The following is a 17824-nucleotide window of genomic DNA, read 5'->3' as shown; positions in this document are numbered from 1 at the left end:
TAAGTAAAAAACCGCCTGTAATATAATCATCGCCTTATTGTTACACGACTTGACCTCTTTGCCTTGAAGGAGTGCAAATGCAGCTGCTGTATGTTACCCCGCAGGAAATTTTGGACTTTTGGTTTGATAAAGACACCCGGCGGCATTGGTTTACCGAAAGCCAGTATTTGGACTTGAAAATCCGCACCACATATGAACGCGTTTTCCGCAACGCCGTCAACTGCGAGCTTTCCGACTGGCGCGACACCATCCAAGGCCGCCTGGCGGAAATCATCATTCTGGATCAGTTTTCCCGCGCCATCTTTCGCGGCAAACCCCATGCCTACACGCAAGACCGCATGGCCTTGCTGCTGGCGCAGGAAGCGGTGCGCCACCAGTCCTTTCCGTTTATGGAAGCGCGGCAGCGGCAGTTTATCCTGATGCCTTTTATGCACAGCGAAAACCGCAACATCCATACCACGGCGATGGGTTTGTTCCAGCGTTTCGGCACGTCCAAAGCGGTGCGCTTGGAGGCAAAACACAAATCGGTTATCGACCGTTTCGGCCGTTATCCGCACCGCAATGCGATATTGAAGCGGCAGAATACGCCGGAAGAAACGGCGTTTTTGAAAGTCTTCCCCAGCGGCTTTGAGCCTGACGATGACGATGACGAAGACGATTGATCGGTTTTTATCGGAATATGCCGGGTTTTCTCGGCAATTTTCTTGCGCGGCGGAAACCGAATGCCGTTTGGCAGCAGGCACGGATAAAACGGACAAAAAGAGGCCGTCTGAAAACCACTTTTACGGTTTTCAGACGGCCTCTTTGGTGATGGGATGGGTTTCAGTTCATCGAATTGTAATATTTGTAGGCTTCTACCATATTGTCAAAGCAGTACATGCGGCCGCTTTCCAAAACCAGCGCATTGTCGCAATACTGTTTTACCGCGCTGTCGCTGTGGGAAACCAGAATAATCGAACGGTCTTTGCGTTTTTCAAAAAGTTCGTACTTGCATTTGTTGGTGAAGCGGGAGTCGCCCACGGCAATCACTTCGTCAATCAGATAACAGTCGAACTCCACTGCAAGGGACAGGGCGAAGGCCAAGCGCGCTTTCATACCCGAAGAGTAGCGTTTGACCGGCTCGTAAAGATAACGGCCGAGTTCGGAAAATTCTTCTGTGAAATCCTTTACATAATCTATATCCACATCATAAATGCGGCAGATGAAGCGCAGGTTGTCCATGCCGGTCAGGCTGCCTTGGAATGCGCCGGAAAAGGCCAGCGGCCAGGAAATGCTCATTGTGCGCTTGATTTCTCCCTGCGTCGGCGGCTCTACGCCACTAATCAGGCGGATCAGCGTGGATTTACCTGCGCCGTTGCGCCCGAGGATGCCGATTTTTTCCCCTTTTTTCAATTTGAAGTTGATGTCGTTTAAAACGGTGCGTTTCCCTTGGCGGGTTTGGTATTGTTTGTATACATGTTCGACGGAAATCATTGCGGCTCGACTCCTTTGCTGAAACTGTCCACCATAGCCAAACCGATTAACAGCAAAACCAAATTGCACATCAGGATGAACCAGGGATTATGGTGGGTGATTTGGCTGCTGCCGAAATAACCCGCGCGGAACATTTCCGTGCCGTGAACCATGGGAATCATCAGCACATAATGCTGTATCTGCTGGGGCAGATTGTGAACGAAGAAAAACACGCCGGAGAGGGGCATCATGACGAAGCTGAGCGTGTTCCATATTTTGGCAAAGGGTTCGAGATGGAATGAAATCGAGCAGATAACCAAACCTAAGCCGACAGCGAACATTGCCATCAGCAGCCATGCGAGCAACATATAGAAAATATCGGCGGGCGGATTGATCCAGCCGATGACGATAAAGATGGCCGTAATGGCGATTTGCGCAATGGTTGCTCCCGAAATTTCCAGCAGCATGCGGGCAAAAATGGTATCCAATACGCGCACATTGCGGTGGTAAAGCAGGCTGGCATTGGCGTTAATCGAACCAATGGCGCGGTTGGAGGCGTTGCGCCACATCATCATCATCGGGTATCCGGTCATGATGAAGGCAACGATATTGAGTGATGAAACTTCGTTGGCTTTAAAAAATTTCCACATCAGCACGATGACAAGCGTCATCAGCAGAGGTTCGACAAACAGCCATAAAAAGCCGATATTGGTACGGCCGTAGCGTGTGATGATTTCACGCATCAGCAACGCACCGATAACCCGTTTTTGAATCGCCAAGGATTCGCGGAACGAAGTTTTATGCAGTTCTTTCATCAGTTTTTATGCTCGCGAATGCTGGCAGTCAGGAGGCTGGCGATGCCGTAAACAATCAGCCCGATAATAAAGGTGGCGACAATGTTGTAAATCCGTGTCGGCTTTTGCGCCATATCCGGCCGGCTCGGCTGTGAGACGATTTCCAGATAAAGCTGCTGGCGGTCGGCTTCGGCTTTCGCGCCTTCCAGCGAGGTGATGGCGGCGGCCAGTTGTTTTTCGGCCAACTCGTTTTCCAAATAGACACGCTGGTATTCGGCGGCTTGGTTGGATAAAGAACGGTCGCTTCCGCCTGAAATGGCGCGGATTTGCTGCGTAATCTCTTTTCTCAGGCTTTTTTCCCGAGCCAAGAGGCCGGGAATTTGGGGATTTTCCGGGGTAACGGCTTTTACCTGATCCAATTGGGTTTGGATGACGATTAATTCGTCTTGCAATTTGGATACCAGCCCGAGCTGCACTTCCGACTGCGCCTTCAAATCGAAAACGCCGTTTTTCACGCGAAATTTGGTTAGTTGGACGGAGGCTTCCTTAACCTTGTCTTCCGCCGCCGCAACCACGCTTTCCGCGTAGCGTATGGTGTCCTGTCTGGCGCGCTCGTTCAGCTGGTTAATCAGAATTTCGCCCTGTTTCAAAAGGGCTGCGTTGATTCTTTGCGATTCCGCCGCATCAAACGAGCTGACGTTCAGATTGGAAATGCCGGAAACGGCATCGAAATTAATGTTTACCTTTTCACGGTAATATTGGTAAAACGCTTCCTGCTCGCCTTGCAAACCGAACCCGTTGAAACGGCTGAAAATATCGCCTTTATTTTCATAAAAGCTGCGCACGGGCATTTTTTTGCTTAACGCATCCAGCGAAGAGCGGGAACGCATATATTCCTGTACGGTGTAAATATCGTCTTGCGAGCGGGAAAAGCCCGTTCCCTGCAAAATCGCGCCCAAGCCGTTGAGGGATGCCTGGTTTTTCGGCGAACGGACGACAAAGCTCGATTGGGAGGTAAACTGGTCGGAAGCGATCAGACCGAAATATACAGTCGAACAGAGCGTGGGGATGATGACGGTAAGCCATAACAGCGGGTTGAATTTGCGGAAAAACTTTTTTTTCTTTTTCTTCGCGGCTGCCGCCCGGGTCTCGGGCGGTGCGGTATTGGCCGGTGCGGCTGGTTGTTCGGACATCGTGTAGCCTTTGCGGATGGTTAGTTGGTCAGGTTGTTGATGCTGTTTACGCCGCTGACCACGGGAGAAAACACAAACGACAAGAATTTTTGCACTTCAGACAAGGGTGCGTTCGATACGTACACCACGTCTTTGTCTTTTATCGGAAACCGCTGCATCCAGAACATCGAATTGGCGTCGGTCAGGTTCAAGCGGTAAACCACGGGGATTTCGGCTGTTGCGCCATAGCCTTGCGCGGCCCATTTGCCTTGTTTTTCAGACGGCAGCTCCGACAAGGGCGCGTAGCGGAAAACAAAAACGCCGCGTGCGTCGGCGCGCCTGTCTTGCAGCCCGCCCATGCGTCCTACTGCTTCGGCCAGCGATAAGCCTTTGACGGAAAAACCGATTTGCTGGGTTCTGCCGACCGCGCCCATTGATGTGAAACTACTCGGGTTGGTAATCATGGTAACAATATCGCCGCGCCGCAGCATAATGTTTTGGCGCGGGTTGGCAACCAAATCTTCCAAGGCGACCGTTTTCACCTGATTGCCGCGCGTCAGTTGGACATTGGTGTCCTGCACGTTGGCGGTCGAGCCGCCTACTGCCGCCACTGCGTCAAGCACGCGTTCGCCCGCCGTGGTCAACGGCATGCGCACGCTGTTGCCTGCGCGGATAACGGATACTGTTGCTGCGTTGTTTTGCATAATCCGGACAATGGCCTGCGGCTGGTTGGCCATTTTTTTCAGACGGCCTTTAATCAGATCCTGAACCTGAACGGGCGTTTTTCCAACCACCGCAATATCCCCGATGAAAGGAACGGAAACCGTACCTTTCGCGCTGACCATCTGATCGGGCAGCTTGGTCTGCTGCGCGCTGCCGGTACCGGCGGAAGAGAGCGAGCCGCCGAACAGCACGGCAGGCGGGGCTTCCCAAATGGTAATGTCCAGCATATCCCCCGTATGGATAAGGCCGCCCGAAGCAGAACCGTCGCCAAGTTGGGCGAAGGATTGGTTGTTTTGGGCTTGGTAGAGGGCTTGGGTGATGGAATTGTCCACATCGATTAACTCGACAGCGGGAATTTGAGCCGTGGCAGCTTGCTTGCCTAATCGGGTAATTTTTCCGGTTTGCGGGCCGGAGGCGGGAATAAAGGAGCAGGCAGACAGCACCAATATCCATAATAAATTTATTTTTTTCATAGGAAAACTCGGTTTAAATCCAATATCTATAATTTATTTTTTAACTTTATTCCAGTATTAAGCTGCTAATACTTAAATTTATAAACATATCTTGATATGGAAAACAACTAGGGATATGTTTTATGGTTATGAAATAGAGTGTGTCTTAAATGGAAGTATTTTAGAAATGATGTGATCAATATGATTTTATGATTGTATTTTGAGACATTGTATCTTTGATTGCCGTTTCTAAAAATTTCCTTTTTATTTTTGATGTTTGCGAAGAAGCATAGATGCCGCAAGGTGTTTTGGAAAAAAATTTTTTGAATTATACCAGTATTTTCTTATTCCCGAATCGGTGGCTTATTGCATCTCGGTTTGTTCTGGGTTTGGCAGAATGGTTAGGCAGTTGGGTTTGACTGCTGTTTGACCTAATGATTTCCGAAATCACAAGCTGATTGTTAACACACCCTAGCGAAGCGAACGGTAAAACTGCTTTGCTTTTTCCAGTTTTTTGTTCAGCCAGCTTCTGCGCAGATTGTTGTTTTTTTTCTGTAAATTTTTATGTTGCTTTAAAATTTTCACAGCGGTGGCGACGTTGATGAGGCGGCGGGTTTCGGGGTGGACGTAGCTTGGGTAGTAAACCAGCGTGCCGGCGGCAAGCTGCCACAATTCGAGCCGGCGGTTGCGGCGGGGGATGGGCAGGGTGTCTTGGGTCAGCCCCCAACCGGCGTAAAACGGCAGGCCGTAGCAGCAGACTTTTTTGCCGCGCAGCAGGGCTTCAAAGCCGGTGAGCGAGGTCATGGTGTGCACTTCGTCGGCGTGTTGCAGGCAGGTGAGGATGTCGGCTTCGGGTGCGGTTTGGTCGGCGTAACGGGCGGCGTCTTCGGGGGCGATGCGGCCGATGCGGTTGCCGCTGACGACGTCGGGATGTGGTTTGTAGATGATGTAGGCGTCGGGGTTGCGTTCGCGCACGGTTTTGAGCAGGTCGAGGTTGCGGCGGATTTGCGGCGAGCCGTGGCGGATAGAGGCGTCGTCTTCGACCTGGCCGGGAACGAGGATGACGGTTTTGTCGGTTTTCGGCACGCTGAAATTTGCGCTGCCGACGTTGTATTTGCTGATTTTGTTTGCTGTGAGCACCTGTTGCAGCAGGGAAGCCGTCTGAAAATCCTGTTGGTTGAAAGTTTGGTGTTGCAGGATGTGTTCGAGGCGGGAGGGCGTTTCGGGGTTGAAGTAGATGCCCATGTCGTCGATGACGAGCGAGAGCGGCGGCACGAGGTTGGAGCCGAGGCCGACCGAGCGGATGAAGCCGTCTTCCATGCGCAGCAGGGGGATGTTGTGTTGTTCGGCGAAACGGGTGATTTCGTCTTTGCCGCTGCCCCATGCCAGCAGGCGCGTGTCGGGCGGCAGAGCCTCGGCGGCGAGTTTGTCCGCCGATTTGACGAATTTCAGACGGCATGAGGGCACGTTGAAAAACGGTTTGACGACGGCGCGTTTCCACAGCGACATGCCCACGCAGTATAAGGTGCCGCGCAGTTTTTCGTTGAGCCGCCGCGCGACGGCCAAATAATCGATCACGTCGGCGAGCGTGCCCGCCTTGCCGGTGTTGGGGTTGATGTAGCGGCTGTATTGCAGATAGGCGGCGGCAAACAGTTGATCCAAAGTCCGGGGAGAGCGCCGTTGCTGCCGCGCCAGTTCGGCGGCGGCGGGGTGGCGGTCGTCGCTCACGCCCCAGCCCACATACCACGGCAGGCCGAAGGTAACCGGCGATTTGCCGCACAGCAGGGCTTCAAAACCCATCTGCGAGGTAACGCAATAAACTTTGTCTGCGGCTTGCAACAGTGAAATCGGGTTGATGTCTTCGGCCAGCAGGCGCACGCGGTTTTGCCGCGCCAAGTCGGTCAGGCAGCCTTGTTTTTTGCCGCTCAACACGTCGGGATGGGTTTTGACCCAGATTTGCGCCTGCGGGTTTTCCGCCAAGGCCGTCTGAAACATGCGCTCGAAAGTGGCCGCGTCCGCGCCGCCGTATTGCAGTGCCATGTCGCCGGCAGTCTGGTCGATTAACAGCACGGTTTGCCGCTGCCGCATTTCTTGCAGCAGGCCGTCTGAAAGGCTGGGGGCGTGGTTGTATTTGGACAGGCGGTGTTCCAGAATCAGGGCGATGGCGCGGTGGGCTTCGTCCAGCGTTTCGGGCGACAGGGTGTCGGCGGCGAGGATTAATTGTTCCAAGCGCGACGGGCGGGTGGTGTCGTAATAGATGCCGATGTCGTCGAAAACCATTGAAAACGGCGGCCAGCCGTCCACGCCCAAGCCGAGCGAGCGCAAAAAGCCGTCTTCCAGCGCGGCAAACGGCAGCCCCTGTGCGGCGGCAAATTCGCGCGCTTTGCGGGTGCTCGGGCGCAGCCCCCAGCCGATGACGATGTCTGCGCCGGCGGGCTTTTTCCGGATGCGGAACTCGGGGAGGAAGTCGGCAAGGCCGGGGATGTTGCGGATGCCGGCGGAGGGGATGTAGGCGGTTTTCACGGTTTGGGTTCGGGTTTGATTTGATGTTTTCAGACGGCCTCTGCGGGCTTTGAGGCCGTCTGAAAGTGCGGCGGCAGGGAAGTTATAGTGGCACAAAATAAGAAATACAGCATACAGACTGCGCATGTTATCGGTGGGTCAAGACCCACCCTACATAAATCGGATACTTGTTATTTGTCTCACTATAAAACCTTGCAAACGGGTTTTGGCTGCGCCGAAGCTGCGCTTTCAGACGGCCTGAACGTGTTTTTAAAACCTTGCCGCTTCGGCCAGTGTTTTACCCGCCGCATCTTTGGCCGACAGCTTCGGTTCGCCGTGCAGCGGCCATGCGATGCCGATTGCGGGGTCGTTCCACAGCAGCGTGTGTTCGGCTCGGGGGTTGTAATAGTCGGTGCATTTGTAAACGAACTCGGCACCGCCGCCTAAGACGTAAAAGCCGTGGGCGAAGCCTTCGGGCACCCAGAGCTGGCGTTTGTTTTCGGCGGAGAGGATTGCGCCCGCCCATTGTCCGAAGGTCGGCGAGTTGCGGCGCAGATCAACGGCGACATCGAACACCGCGCCCGCCACCACGCGCACGAGTTTGCCTTGGGTGTTTTCGGTTTGGTAGTGCAGGCCGCGCAACACGCCGCCGCCTGATTGGGAATGGTTTTCCTGCACGAAGGTGCGTTCGCACACATGGGCTTTGAACCAGTCGTCGCGGAAGGTTTCCATAAAGAAGCCGCGCTCGTCGCCGAAGACTTGCGGCTCCAAGATTTTGACTTCGGGGATGGCGGTGTCGGTGATGTTCATAGGCGGCGTTTGTTTTGCGGATGAGGCCGTCTGAAACTTGCTTTTCAGACGGCCTCTGCGGTTTACGGGTGGATGTAGCGCACGGTTTCCGCCGCGTCAACGGCGATATTGCCGTTTTTTATCAGGGCGGCGAACAACTCCTCCGCGCCGCCGCCGTGCTGCCGCGCCAGCATGGCCAGCAGGGCGGCTTTCTTTTTCGGACGGTTTTTGTGCAGCAGGCGCAGGGCTTGTTCCAGCCCGGTGAGGTCGGACGCGGCGGGCGGCAGGACGGCGGCTGCGGCGGCCTGTACGTTTTCTGCGGCGCGGTTTATCAGTTCGGCTTCGGCAGCGGCGGGCGGCAGGACGGCGGCTGCGGCGGCCTGTACGTTTTCTGCGGCGCGGTTTATCAGTTCGGCTTCGGCAGCTGCGGGAGACGGGGCGGCGGTCGGGTTTTCAGACGGCCTTTCGGGCTGTTCCGTGCCTGCGGGCGGGTTTTCAGACGGCCTGTGCGCCGTTTTGTCCGTTTCCGGCGCGGTGATGACGAACGCCGTTTCCTGCGCGAGGAAGGCGCGGGTTTTTTTGCCCAGTTTGCCGGCGGAAAAAATCTGCGCGTCGGGGTAACGCGTTTGCAGTTTGTCGAGTTTGCGCCGCAGTTTGCCGCGCGGGCTGACGACGGCAATGTTCGCCTGCGGGTCGGCGGCGAGGATGGCGCGGGCTTGGTCGAGGATGGCGGCGGGCACGTCTTTTTTGCGCGGCAGTTCGGTTAGGGCGATCGGCGGCGGCAGGCCGTCTGAATTCTGCACGACGCGCAGCAGGCGGCGCAGCGGTTTGGCCGTGCGTTTGCCGGCGAACAGGCGCACGGTGTGGCGGGAGGCGGGCAGGAATTTGCCTGCCACGCTGGTTTTGACGGTATCGATCAGCAGGTGTGCCATGTTTTGTTTCTCCTGGGTAAAAACAGCAAAAAACAGCGAAATCCGCATCCCCCGCGCGATCGGCTAGGCGGATGCGGCGGCGAAGGCTTCGATAATGGGCTGCAACAGGGCGTGTTTCACTTTCAGGGCGGCTTTGTTCACGACGAGGCGGCTGGAAATGTCGCAGATGTGTTCGACGGCTTCGAGGCGGTTGGCTTTGAGCGTGCCGCCGGTGGACACCAGATCGACAATCGCGTCGGAGAGGCCGACCAGCGGGGCGAGTTCCATCGAGCCGTAGAGTTTGATGATGTCCACATGCACGCCTTTGCCGGCGAAGTGTTCGGCGGCGATGTTGGGGTATTTGGTGGCGATGCGCAGGCGGCAGCCGGGCTGGGAGGCGGCGGTGTAGTCGAAACCCTGCGGCACGGCCACCATCATGCGGCATTTGGCAATCTGCAAGTCCAACGGCTGATACAGCCCTTCGCCGCCGTCTTCCACCAGCACGTCGCGCCCCGCGATGCCGAAATCGGCCGCGCCGTAGCGCACGTAGGTCGGCACGTCGGAGGCGCGGACGATGACGAGGCGGATGTCGTTGCGGTTGGTGCCGATGATGAGCTTGCGCGACTGCTCGGGGTCTTCGGCGGGCACGATGCCCGCTGCGGCCAAGAGCGGCAGGGTTTCGTCGAAAATGCGCCCTTTGGAGAGCGCGATGGTGAGGTGGTTTTCTGACATGCGGTTTTCCTGAAAGAGGCCGTCCCCGCCTATGCGGGGATGACGTTTCCGAAAGCGGGAATCCGTTTTTCAGACGGCCTCTGCGGCGGGGGTTAGGATGCGAGCAGGCGTTTGACGTCGGCGGCGATTTCGTCGGAGGTGCGGCCGTAGTTTTCCATCAGCACGGTGTTGCCGTTTTTGTCGAGGACGTAGGTGCCGGCGGTGTGGTCGATGAGGTAGATGTCGGCCGACTGTTCCTGCGATTTGGCCGAAACCACGCGGTATTGCTGTTTCACCACGGGGATGCTCTGCTCGCCGGTGGCGGTGAGGCCGATGAAGTCGGGATTGAAGGTTTTGGCGAATTTGCTCACCACTTCGGGCGTGTCGCGATCGGGATCGACGCTGACGAACACCACGGCCACGTCTTTGGCCTGCTCGCCGAGTTTGCCGACCACTTCGCTGTATGTCAGCAGGCTGGTGGGGCAGACGTCGGGGCAGTTGGTGTAGCCGAAGGTGAGCAGCACGACTTTGCCTTTGAGGCTGCTGAGGGCGAACGGCTTGCCGCTGCCGTCGGTGAGCGTGAAGTCGCCGCCGATGTCGTCTTTGCTGACGTTGGTGCCGAAAAAGCCGCCGTTTTTCGGCTGCGCGGCGGGCGCGTTGGCAGCGGGCGCGGAGGCGGGGGACGCTGCGGCGGAGGAAGCGGCGGGCGCGGCGGCATCGGATGCGGTGTTCTGTTGCGAGCAGGCGCACAATGCGGCGGCGGCAAACAGGGCGAGATAACGGTATTTCATGGTGAACCCCTCTACGGTTGCGGACAAAATTCGGGCGCAATCTTACCGCGTTTCGGCCGCCGGTGGAATGCAACGGCTTGGGAAAACGCGGGAAAGTTGACATGGGTCCGGGCGCGGGCGTGCCGGCATCCGGTCTGCGGGCGGGCTGTAAATCTTTTCTTTTTATGATTCATCCGCTTGGCCTTTGCGCGGCGCAAATCGCCCGATAAGGCTTTACAACAGGCGTTTTGCCGTTATAATGCGCGCTTTCCTACCTGCCCGGGTGGTGAAATTGGTAGACACAGGAGACTCAAAATCTCCCGCCGAAAGGTGTGTCGGTTCGAGTCCGACCCCGGGCACCAAATGCAAAAAACAGCCTTCCCGGGCTGTTTTTTTATGCGCGGCCGTTTGCCGGAACGCCGCCGTCTCCGTTCGGAGGCGGCGGCGTTTTGCGTGTGTGTGGCATGGATGTGTTCGGTTTCGTTGAAACTGCGTTTTCAGACGGCCTCAAACGGTTGCGCGCCGTATTGAGGCCGTCTGAAAAACGTTGCGGCCGCGCGTTCAGTATTTGTCGGCGTGCCGCGCGGCTTTTTGGGCGGCAGGGCTGGCGGGGTAGAGGCGCATCAGTTTGCGCCAGGTGTCGCGGGCGACGTCGCGCTGCTGCATGTCCCACTGGCACTGGCCGACGGTGAACAGGGTGTCGGCGGCTTCGGGGCTGCGGGCGAAGCGGGAGACGTAGCGGCTGCCGATTTGGATGACGGATTCGCAGTTGCCCAGTTTGCGGTGGCTTTGCAGCAGCAGGTGCATGGCGCGGCGGTCGGCGTCGCTGCCGCTGCCGCCGCTCTCGGCGTATTGGAGGCTGCGGGCGGCGGCGGTGTAGCTGCCCTGGGCGTAGAGGCGGCGGGCGGTTTCCAGCGGGCTTGCGGCGGGGGTGCTTGCAGCGGGAGCGGGCGGGGTGTGCACGGGGCGGGTTGTGCGCGGGGCGGGCGGATTTTGTTCGAGGCGTTTGACGCGCTCCTGCAATTCTTCGATTTGCCGGCGCAGGCGGGCGTTTTCCACGCCCATTTCGTTGATCTGGCTTTGCAGGTCGGGGGCAGGGTAGGGGATGTCGTCGGCGGCGGACGGGGTCGGCGCGGGGGCTGCGGCGGGCGCGGGGGTGGGCTGTGGTGCGGCGGTGCAGGCGGTGAGGAGGAGCAGGGCGGCGGCGCGGGCGGGGTGTTTCATGGTTGTGTTTGTCGGGTTGGGGTTGCGGCGGAGGCCGTCTGAAAATGGGTTTGGCTTTGTTGAAACTGCGCTTTCAGACGGCCTTTATTGTCTGATAAGCAGGGTGAGGCCGTCGCCCAGGGGCAGGGTGAGCGGGAGGACGCGGCTGTCGCGGGTGAGGGCGGCGTTGAAGGCGCGCATGACGGCGACGGCGGGCGGGTCGTCTGCTTCGGGTTCGCGCAGGACGCGGCCGTGCAGGAGGACGTTGTCGATGGCGATGATGCCGCCGGGACGCACGAGTTGCAGGCAGCGTTCGTAGTATTGTGGGGTGGGCGGTTTGTCGGCGTCGATGAAGGCGAGGTCGTAACGGCCGCTGCGGCCTCGGGCGATGAGTTCGTCCAGGGTAATCAGCGCCGGTTGCAGGTGCAGGGTGATTTTGTGCGCTACACCCGCGTCGAGCCATGCCTGCCGCGCCTGAGCGGTGTAGGTGGCGTTGATGTCGCAGGCGGTGATGCGCCCCGAATCGGGCAGGGCGAGGGCGAGGGCGGTGCTGCTGTATCCGGTGAATACGCCGATTTCGAGGCAGTTTTCGGCGCGGATGAGGCGGGCGAGCCAGGCGATGAGGGCGGCCTGTTCGGGGGCAGCGGCCATTTTGCCCATGCGGTGCGCGGCGTTGGCTTGGCGGATGCGGGCGAGGACAGGGTGTTCGGCCGCGCCGGTGCCGCGCAGGTAGGCGGCCAGCTCGGGCGTGGCGGCGGCGGGACGGGTGCTCATGCCGGAGGGCTTAGTCGTAGGAGTAATAGGTGTAGGGCTTTTTGGCGACTTTGGCGGCGGCGAAGTCGGCCTGCTCTTCGGGTTTGAGTTCCACGTCCCACAAGAGGTGGCGGTTTTGCAGGCGGCGTTCGGCTTCTTCGGGGTGTTTTTCGATGTAGTCGTTGAGGAATTTGGTGGCGTCGGACTGGTAGTCGTACATGTTTGCTGCTCCTGTTGGCGAAGGCGGCATTATAGCGGAATACGCGCCCGTGTGAGGCTGTCTGAAAAGACAAAGCAGGCAAATGGTGCTATGCTTGCCGCCTTTGCGTGTTTTGATTTTGTGTGCGCCCTATATGAAGAAAAAACTGATTGCGGGATTGTCTGCCGCCGCCGTGTCCGCCGCCGCCCTGTTCGGCGGCCTGCCTTATTATTTCGGCGGGCAGGCGCAGAAAGTGTTGGATGACCAATACCGCCTGCTGCAAGACAGCAGCGTCATCACCATCGAATCGCGCCGCTACGAGCGCGGCTGGTTTTCTTCAACCGAAACGCTGGTGGTGCGGCTCAAACCCACCCTGCTGAACAACGCGCAAAACTACCTGCCCGACAATCTGAAAACCGTGCTTTCCGAGCCGGTTACCGTGGTCAGCCGCATCAAGCACGGCCCCTTTGCCGACGGCTTCGCCGCCGCGCACGCGCAAAGCGAGTTCCACTACGCGCCCGAATCGGAAAAAGTGCTCAAACGCTTCTTCGGCGAGCGCGTCCCCCTCACCCTCGGCAACACCATCAACTTCGACGGCTCCGGCCGCCTGAATCTCGACATCCCCGCCTTCGACTACGACGAACTCTCCGGCATCGCCCTCAACTGGAAAGGGCTCTCCGGCCAAACCGACTACACCGCCGGCTGGAAAACCTTCAAAAGCGGCTACACCGCCCCGCTCCTGCACATCAAGCTCGCCGACAAAGGCGACATCGTCATGGAAGACCTGCGCATCGGCAGCGACACCCGCGAAGGGCAGGGCAAACTCGCCCTCGGCAGCAGCAGCCTCACCCTCGGCCGCCTCTCCCTGCAATGGCAGCAGGGCATTGACTACAACCTCCGCCTCAACGAACTGGTCAACCTCGTAACCGACCTGCAAATCGGCGCGTTCATCAATCCCACCGGCACCATCCCCCCCTCCAAAATCACGGTGGAAAAACTCAGCTTCGACACACAGATGAACGAAGAAAACGGCTGGGCCAACAGCGAAGGCCGCTTCCGTTTCGACAAACTGGCCTACGGCGACGACACCTACGGCCCGCTCGACATCAGCGTCGCCGCCGAACACCTCCACACCGAATCGCTGCTGGCGTTTAAAAACAAACTCGCCGCCCTGGCCGCGAAAAACATGAGCGAAGACGAAATCCGCGCCGCCCTGCTCGACACCGCCCGCAACGAAGCCTCCGGCCTCTTCACCGGCAACCCCCAAATCAAACTGCGCGCCTTCGACTTCGCCCTGCCGCAGGGCAAAGTCCACGCCGACGGGCAAATCACCTTCAACGGCCTCACCCGCAGCGATTTGGACGACATCGGCTCCATCCTCAAAAAAACGCAGGCCGACTTCAAATTCAGCCTGCCCGAGCCCCTGCTCGAAAGCATCGCCGTCAGTCGCGCCCGCAGCCTGTTCACCGTCAACCCCGAAGACGAAGCCGAAGGCACCGCCGGCATCGAAGACATCCACGAAACCCTGCGCGCCATGGTGCGCAGCACCGTCAACTCCATGGCCGCCGATGGCTACCTGAAACTCGACGACGACGACATCTCCACCCGCCTGCGGCTGGAAAACGGCAAACTCACCCTCAACGGCAAAATCCTCGAACCCGAGCCGGATACGGATTTCGACGACGAAGAAGCCGATGCGGAAACCGCCGCCGACAACGGCGGCACGGAACAGGCCGCATCGGCCGTGCGTTAAAATCACCGACACCGCCGCAAACGGCACAGAGGCCGTCTGAAAACCCGAATTACGGTTTTCAGACGGCCTTTTTCCGCCCAACCCATAACGAACCCAAGGTAGGGTGTGTGGCACAGTCACACACGCGTTCCCTGCCGCCCAACAAATCCGCGCGGTTTCCTAAAAGCCCAAACCGCGTGCATGGCTGTGCCACACACCTACACGCGGCAGAGGCCGTCTGAAAACCCTTGTTTCGTCATTCCCGCGCAGGCGGGAATCTTTTTTGGCATTCGATAAATTTTGAAGAAACAAACGGTTGTCTGTATCCGCTAAGATTCCCGCCTGCGCGGGAATGACGGTGGGGCAGGGTCGGCGTAGGGTGTGCCGCCCGAGGCGGCGCACGCGGTCTGTGCCGTGCAAGCAATCCGCGCGTTGCCCAAAAAACGGAAACCGCGTGCGTGGCTTGCGCCACACACACTACCCAAGCGGCGGAGGCCGTCTGAAAGCGCGGTTTCGGCGCAGCCAAAAACGCTTTTCAGACGGCCTCTGTTGCCTGTTTCACACGGAGAGTACGGCTTCGAGGTCGTGTTGCAGGGCGAGTTGGCGGTTGGGGTCGGACAGGGGCGGGGCGTAGAGCAGGAAGCTGTCTTCGGCGCGTTCGTCGCTGGTGTTGATTTTGGCGTAGCGCAGGCTGATGCCGTGGCGGTTGAATACTTCGGCGGTGTCGGCCAGGAGGCCGGTGCGGTTGACGGCGGTGAGGGTGAGGGTGTGCCAGCCGGGGTCTTCTTCGGCGCGGACGGTGATGACGGGGGCGATGGGCTGGCTGCGGGCGCGGCGGCTGGGGATGCGGGCGGGGGCGGGAGCGGGTGTCCGGCCGGTGGCGAGGAAGTGTTGCAGTTCGCGCATGAGGGCGGCCTCGATGCGGCGGCGGTCGGCTTCGGTGCCGCCTTCGGGGAGGCGGGCGGCGAAGGTGTCGAGGACGTAGTCGCCGGCGGTTACGAAGGCGCGGGCGGCGGCGATGTCGAGGCTGTGGCGGGCGAGGATGCGGCACAGGCCGACGAAGATGCCGGGGGCGTTGGGCAGGTAGGCGGCGATTTGCAGGACGGCGGGGTCGGCGGGGTGGGGGCGGATGTGCGCCTGGGCTGTGCCGGTGTTGCCGACGAGGAAGGCGGTGTGCCAGAGGATTTCGCTTTTCCGGTGGCGCACGAAGTAGGCTTCGCCCAGTGCCTGCCACAGGGCGCGGCGGTCTTTTTCGCTGTGTCCGGCGGCGGCGAGGGCGGCTTCGGCGGCGGCCTGGCGGCGGCTTGTGAGGGCGGCGCGGTTGTCGGAGCGGCCTGCGAGGTGGTTTGAGGCCGTCTGAAAAAGAGTGCGCAGCAGGCTGTCTTTCCAGGAGTTCCACAGTTTGGGGTTGGTGCCGCGTATGTCGGCGACGGTGAGCAGGTAGAGGGCGGACAGGCGTTCGGGGGTGTGCACGGTGCGGCAGAAGCGGGCGATGACGGCGGGGTCTTGGATGTCTTCTTTTTGCGCGGTGAGGGACATGAGCAGGTGGTGTTCGACCAGCCAGCAGAGCAGGGCGGTGTCTTCGGGGGGCATGAAGTGGTCGGCGGCGAAGCGGCGGGCGTCGGCGATGCCCTGGCGGGCGTGGTCGCCGCCGCGCCCTTTGGCGATGTCGTGGAAGAGGGCGGCGAGGTAGAGGACGTGGGGACGGGGGAAGGCGTGCATGAGGGCGGAGGCGAAGGGCAGCTCGTGCACGTGCTGTTCCATCGCCAGCCGCCGCATGTTGCGCAGGACGGTGAGGATGTGGTCGTCAACGGGGTAGATGTGGAAGAGGTCGTGCTGCATGAGGCCGGTGATGTGTTCCCACGCGGGCAGGTAGCGGCCGAGTACGCCGTAGAGGTTGAGGAAACGCATGGCGTGGGTGAGGCCGCGGCCGTGGCGGAAGAAGCCGATGAAGCGGCGGCGGTTGGTTTCGTCGGCGTAAAAACGGGCGTCGATGCCGCGCGCGGCCGCCCACCAGGCGCGCAGGGTGGCGGGTTCGGGGGCGGTGAGGGCGGTGTTGCGTTGCAGGATTTCCACCATTTTGAAGATGTGCTGCGGCTGGCGGGCAAACAGGCGCGGGTCGCGGGCGGCGAGCAGGGTGCCGCGCCGCAGGTAGTCGCAGTCGACGGGCTGCGCGGCGGGCGGCGGCGGGGCGACGCGGCTTTGCAGCACGCCGGGGATGATGCCGGCAAGCTGTTTCACCGCTTTGACGGCGCGGTAGAACAGGCTCATCAGCTGTTCGCTTTTCAGACGGCCTGCTTCGTCGCGCAGCCCCATGTCGGCGGCGAGGCGGCTTTGCAGGTCGAATACCAGCCGGTCTTCTTCGCGCCCGGCCGCCAGATGCAGGCCGATGCGGATGCCGGCGAGGGTGCGGTGGCTGTGAGCCAGCAGCAGGGCTTCGTCGCGGGTGAGGATGTTTTGCGCGGTGAGGGCGCGGATGCCGGCGGGCAGATCCTGCGAGCGTGCCAGCCACAGCATGGTGTGGATGTCGCGCAGGCCGCCGGGGCAGGTTTTCACGTTCGGTTCGAGCAGCGCGCCCGCGCCCTGCTGTTTGTCGTGCCGCCGCTGCATTTCCAGCAGTTTGCCGGCGGCGAAGGCGGCGGGGTCGCGCCGCGCGTTGCAGGCTCGGACGAACCGGGAGGCCAAAGCCGCGTCGCCGCACAGGAGGCGGGTTTCGAGAAAGGCGGTGTCGGCGGTCAAATCCTGCGCCGCGCTGTCGCACAGCTCGTCGGCCGTGCCGGTTTTCAGCGCGGGGGCAAGGCCGGCGTCCCACATCGCCTGCACCAGCGCGGTAGCCTGCTCCTGCCGCGCGGCATCGGGCGGGGCGGCGCAGACGAGGACGAGGTCGGTGTCGGAACACGGGTAAAGTTCGCCGCGCCCGTAGCCGCCTGTGGCCAGCAGGCAGAAGCCTTCGTCGGGGAAAAAACGCGGCCATAGGGCGCGCACGGCTTCGTCGGCGGCGCGCACGGCGGCGCGGAAATAGCGGTCGGGGCGGCGGTGCGCGGCGTAATCGGCGGCGGCCTGCTGTTTGAGCCGGTGCAGGCGGGCGGCGGCGGAAGGGTCGGGTGTCATGGCGGCGCGGCGGAAACGGAAAGCGCGATTGTGCCGTCCGGCGCGGGCGGCGGCAAGGCGAAAGGCCGTCCCCGCCTACGCTGGGATGACGTTTCTGAAAAAACCTGTTTGGCGGTTTGTTTTCAGACGGCCTTTCGTTGGGCGGCGGAGAACGCGTGCGTCGCCTTGGGGCGACACACCCTACCTTAGCGGCGGAGACCGTTTGAAAAACACAGTTCCAAGCAGGGCGCAGACGTAGGGTGTGTGGCGTAAGCCGCGCACGCGGTATTGGATTTGGTTTTTCAGACAGCCTTTCGTTGGGCGGCAGGGAACGCATGCGTCGCCTCGGGGCAACACACCCTACCTGTGCAGTAGAGGCCGTCTGAAAGCACAATTCCAAGCTGGGCGCAGGCGCAGGGTGTGCGGCGGATTCGCTGCGCGGCGGGCGTAAAACGGAAAAACACCCTGCAATTTTTTGCAGGGTGTTTGGGAAAGCTGGCACGCCCACGGGGAATCGAACCCCGGTTACCGCCGTGAAAGGGCGATGTCCTAACCGCTAGACGATGGGCGC

15 protein-coding genes and 2 tRNA genes are annotated in these 17824 nt (G+C 59.9%); 3 read left to right on the top strand and 14 right to left on the bottom strand.

The annotated features are described in order from the left end of the window. Window positions 1-77: 77 nt before the first annotated feature. Window positions 78-662 (top strand): DUF924 family protein, encoded by a 585-nt coding sequence (locus H3L91_RS11650; protein ID WP_007341176.1) that lies wholly within the window; start codon window positions 78-80, stop codon window positions 660-662. 160 nt (window positions 663-822) lie between these two features. On the opposite strand, the gene H3L91_RS11645 is transcribed toward H3L91_RS11650, so the two are convergent. The 9 genes from H3L91_RS11645 to H3L91_RS11605 form a co-directional block, all read right to left on the bottom strand. Further along, window positions 823-1473 carry an ABC transporter ATP-binding protein gene (locus H3L91_RS11645; RefSeq protein ID WP_007341175.1) on the bottom strand — a complete coding sequence of 217 codons (651 nt, stop codon included), beginning with the start codon at window positions 1471-1473 and terminating at the stop codon, window positions 823-825. Continuing rightward, complete coding sequence (locus H3L91_RS11640; RefSeq protein ID WP_007341174.1) at window positions 1470-2267, bottom strand: ABC transporter permease; 798 nt, start codon at window positions 2265-2267, stop codon at window positions 1470-1472. Before H3L91_RS11640 ends, H3L91_RS11645 begins: the two co-directional genes overlap by 4 nt. Then, window positions 2267-3439, bottom strand: a complete 1173-nt coding sequence (locus tag H3L91_RS11635) for a capsule polysaccharide transporter (RefSeq protein ID WP_007341173.1) — start codon at window positions 3437-3439, stop codon at window positions 2267-2269. The genes H3L91_RS11640 and H3L91_RS11635 overlap by 1 nt, the downstream gene beginning before the upstream one ends. Window positions 3440-3459: 20 nt before the next feature. Further along, the gene (locus tag H3L91_RS11630; RefSeq protein WP_007341172.1) at window positions 3460-4614 is read right to left on the bottom strand and encodes a polysaccharide biosynthesis/export family protein; all 1155 of its coding nucleotides are present in this window, start codon (window positions 4612-4614) and stop codon (window positions 3460-3462) included. A gap of 450 nt (window positions 4615-5064) precedes the next feature. After that, a complete protein-coding gene (locus H3L91_RS11625; protein WP_244958497.1) occupies window positions 5065-7116 on the bottom strand; it encodes a capsule polysaccharide biogenesis protein in 2052 nt (683 codons plus the stop codon). A gap of 249 nt (window positions 7117-7365) precedes the next feature. After that, window positions 7366-7905, bottom strand: coding sequence for a dTDP-4-dehydrorhamnose 3,5-epimerase (rfbC, locus tag H3L91_RS11620; protein WP_007341169.1), 540 nt, complete (start codon window positions 7903-7905; stop codon window positions 7366-7368). Window positions 7906-7967: 62 nt separating this feature from the next. Continuing rightward, window positions 7968-8816, bottom strand: a complete 849-nt coding sequence (locus tag H3L91_RS11615) for a hypothetical protein (protein WP_154647158.1) — start codon at window positions 8814-8816, stop codon at window positions 7968-7970. A gap of 63 nt (window positions 8817-8879) precedes the next feature. Then, complete coding sequence (hisG, locus tag H3L91_RS11610) at window positions 8880-9527, bottom strand: ATP phosphoribosyltransferase (RefSeq protein WP_007341167.1); 648 nt, start codon at window positions 9525-9527, stop codon at window positions 8880-8882. Window positions 9528-9619: 92 nt separating this feature from the next. Beyond that, window positions 9620-10297, bottom strand: a complete 678-nt coding sequence (locus H3L91_RS11605) for an SCO family protein (RefSeq protein WP_007341166.1) — start codon at window positions 10295-10297, stop codon at window positions 9620-9622. Window positions 10298-10553: 256 nt separating this feature from the next. Between H3L91_RS11605 and H3L91_RS11600 the strand changes: the two genes are divergently transcribed. Beyond that, a tRNA-Leu gene (locus tag H3L91_RS11600) sits at window positions 10554-10638 on the top strand. A 199-nt stretch (window positions 10639-10837) separates the two neighbouring features. On the opposite strand, the gene H3L91_RS11595 is transcribed toward H3L91_RS11600, so the two are convergent. The 3 genes from H3L91_RS11595 to H3L91_RS11585 form a co-directional block, all read right to left on the bottom strand. After that, entirely contained in the window at window positions 10838-11500 is a 663-nt protein-coding gene (locus H3L91_RS11595; RefSeq protein ID WP_007341164.1) for a tol-pal system YbgF family protein, read from the bottom strand. An 84-nt stretch (window positions 11501-11584) separates the two neighbouring features. Then, on the bottom strand, window positions 11585-12253 hold the full coding sequence (locus tag H3L91_RS11590; protein ID WP_007341163.1) for a class I SAM-dependent methyltransferase: 669 nt from the start codon (window positions 12251-12253) through the stop codon (window positions 11585-11587). A 10-nt stretch (window positions 12254-12263) separates the two neighbouring features. Continuing rightward, window positions 12264-12452, bottom strand: coding sequence for a DUF3460 family protein (locus H3L91_RS11585; protein ID WP_007341162.1), 189 nt, complete (start codon window positions 12450-12452; stop codon window positions 12264-12266). 133 nt (window positions 12453-12585) lie between these two features. Here H3L91_RS11585 and H3L91_RS11580 point away from each other — a divergent pair, with 133 nt between their 5' ends. Next, window positions 12586-14184 carry a YdgA family protein gene (locus H3L91_RS11580; protein WP_007341161.1) on the top strand — a complete coding sequence of 533 codons (1599 nt, stop codon included), beginning with the start codon at window positions 12586-12588 and terminating at the stop codon, window positions 14182-14184. A 537-nt stretch (window positions 14185-14721) separates the two neighbouring features. Here H3L91_RS11580 and glnD read toward each other — a convergent pair. Both glnD and H3L91_RS11570 read right to left on the bottom strand, forming a co-directional pair. Beyond that, complete coding sequence (gene glnD / locus H3L91_RS11575; protein ID WP_007341159.1) at window positions 14722-17274, bottom strand: [protein-PII] uridylyltransferase; 2553 nt, start codon at window positions 17272-17274, stop codon at window positions 14722-14724. A gap of 475 nt (window positions 17275-17749) precedes the next feature. Beyond that, a tRNA-Glu gene (locus tag H3L91_RS11570) sits at window positions 17750-17824 on the bottom strand.

The sequence above is a fragment of the Neisseria bacilliformis genome, assembly GCF_014055025.1.
Taxonomy (GTDB): Bacteria; Pseudomonadota; Gammaproteobacteria; order Burkholderiales; family Neisseriaceae; genus Neisseria; species Neisseria bacilliformis.
The sequence above is the reverse complement of the archived record's forward strand: the minus strand, read 5'-3'. Positions and strand labels throughout refer to the sequence as shown.

What these genes read in the sequence shown, in the direction of transcription:
- H3L91_RS11590 (WP_007341163.1), bottom strand. Translation starts at nt 12,253, where the DNA reads ATGAGCACCCGTCCCGCCGCCGCCACGCCCGAGCTGGCCGCCTACCTG.
- glnD (WP_007341159.1), bottom strand. Translation starts at nt 17,274, where the DNA reads ATGACACCCGACCCTTCCGCCGCCGCCCGCCTGCACCGGCTCAAACAG.
- H3L91_RS11615 (WP_154647158.1), bottom strand. Translation starts at nt 8,816, where the DNA reads ATGGCACACCTGCTGATCGATACCGTCAAAACCAGCGTGGCAGGCAAA.
- H3L91_RS11595 (WP_007341164.1), bottom strand. Translation starts at nt 11,500, where the DNA reads ATGAAACACCCCGCCCGCGCCGCCGCCCTGCTCCTCCTCACCGCCTGC.
- rfbC (WP_007341169.1), bottom strand. Translation starts at nt 7,905, where the DNA reads ATGAACATCACCGACACCGCCATCCCCGAAGTCAAAATCTTGGAGCCG.
- H3L91_RS11630 (WP_007341172.1), bottom strand. Translation starts at nt 4,614, where the DNA reads ATGAAAAAAATAAATTTATTATGGATATTGGTGCTGTCTGCCTGCTCC.
- H3L91_RS11645 (WP_007341175.1), bottom strand. Translation starts at nt 1,473, where the DNA reads ATGATTTCCGTCGAACATGTATACAAACAATACCAAACCCGCCAAGGG.
- H3L91_RS11640 (WP_007341174.1), bottom strand. Translation starts at nt 2,267, where the DNA reads ATGAAAGAACTGCATAAAACTTCGTTCCGCGAATCCTTGGCGATTCAA.
- hisG (WP_007341167.1), bottom strand. Translation starts at nt 9,527, where the DNA reads ATGTCAGAAAACCACCTCACCATCGCGCTCTCCAAAGGGCGCATTTTC.
- H3L91_RS11585 (WP_007341162.1), bottom strand. Translation starts at nt 12,452, where the DNA reads ATGTACGACTACCAGTCCGACGCCACCAAATTCCTCAACGACTACATC.
- H3L91_RS11635 (WP_007341173.1), bottom strand. Translation starts at nt 3,439, where the DNA reads ATGTCCGAACAACCAGCCGCACCGGCCAATACCGCACCGCCCGAGACC.
- H3L91_RS11605 (WP_007341166.1), bottom strand. Translation starts at nt 10,297, where the DNA reads ATGAAATACCGTTATCTCGCCCTGTTTGCCGCCGCCGCATTGTGCGCC.
- H3L91_RS11650 (WP_007341176.1), top strand. Translation starts at nt 78, where the DNA reads ATGCAGCTGCTGTATGTTACCCCGCAGGAAATTTTGGACTTTTGGTTT.
- H3L91_RS11580 (WP_007341161.1), top strand. Translation starts at nt 12,586, where the DNA reads ATGAAGAAAAAACTGATTGCGGGATTGTCTGCCGCCGCCGTGTCCGCC.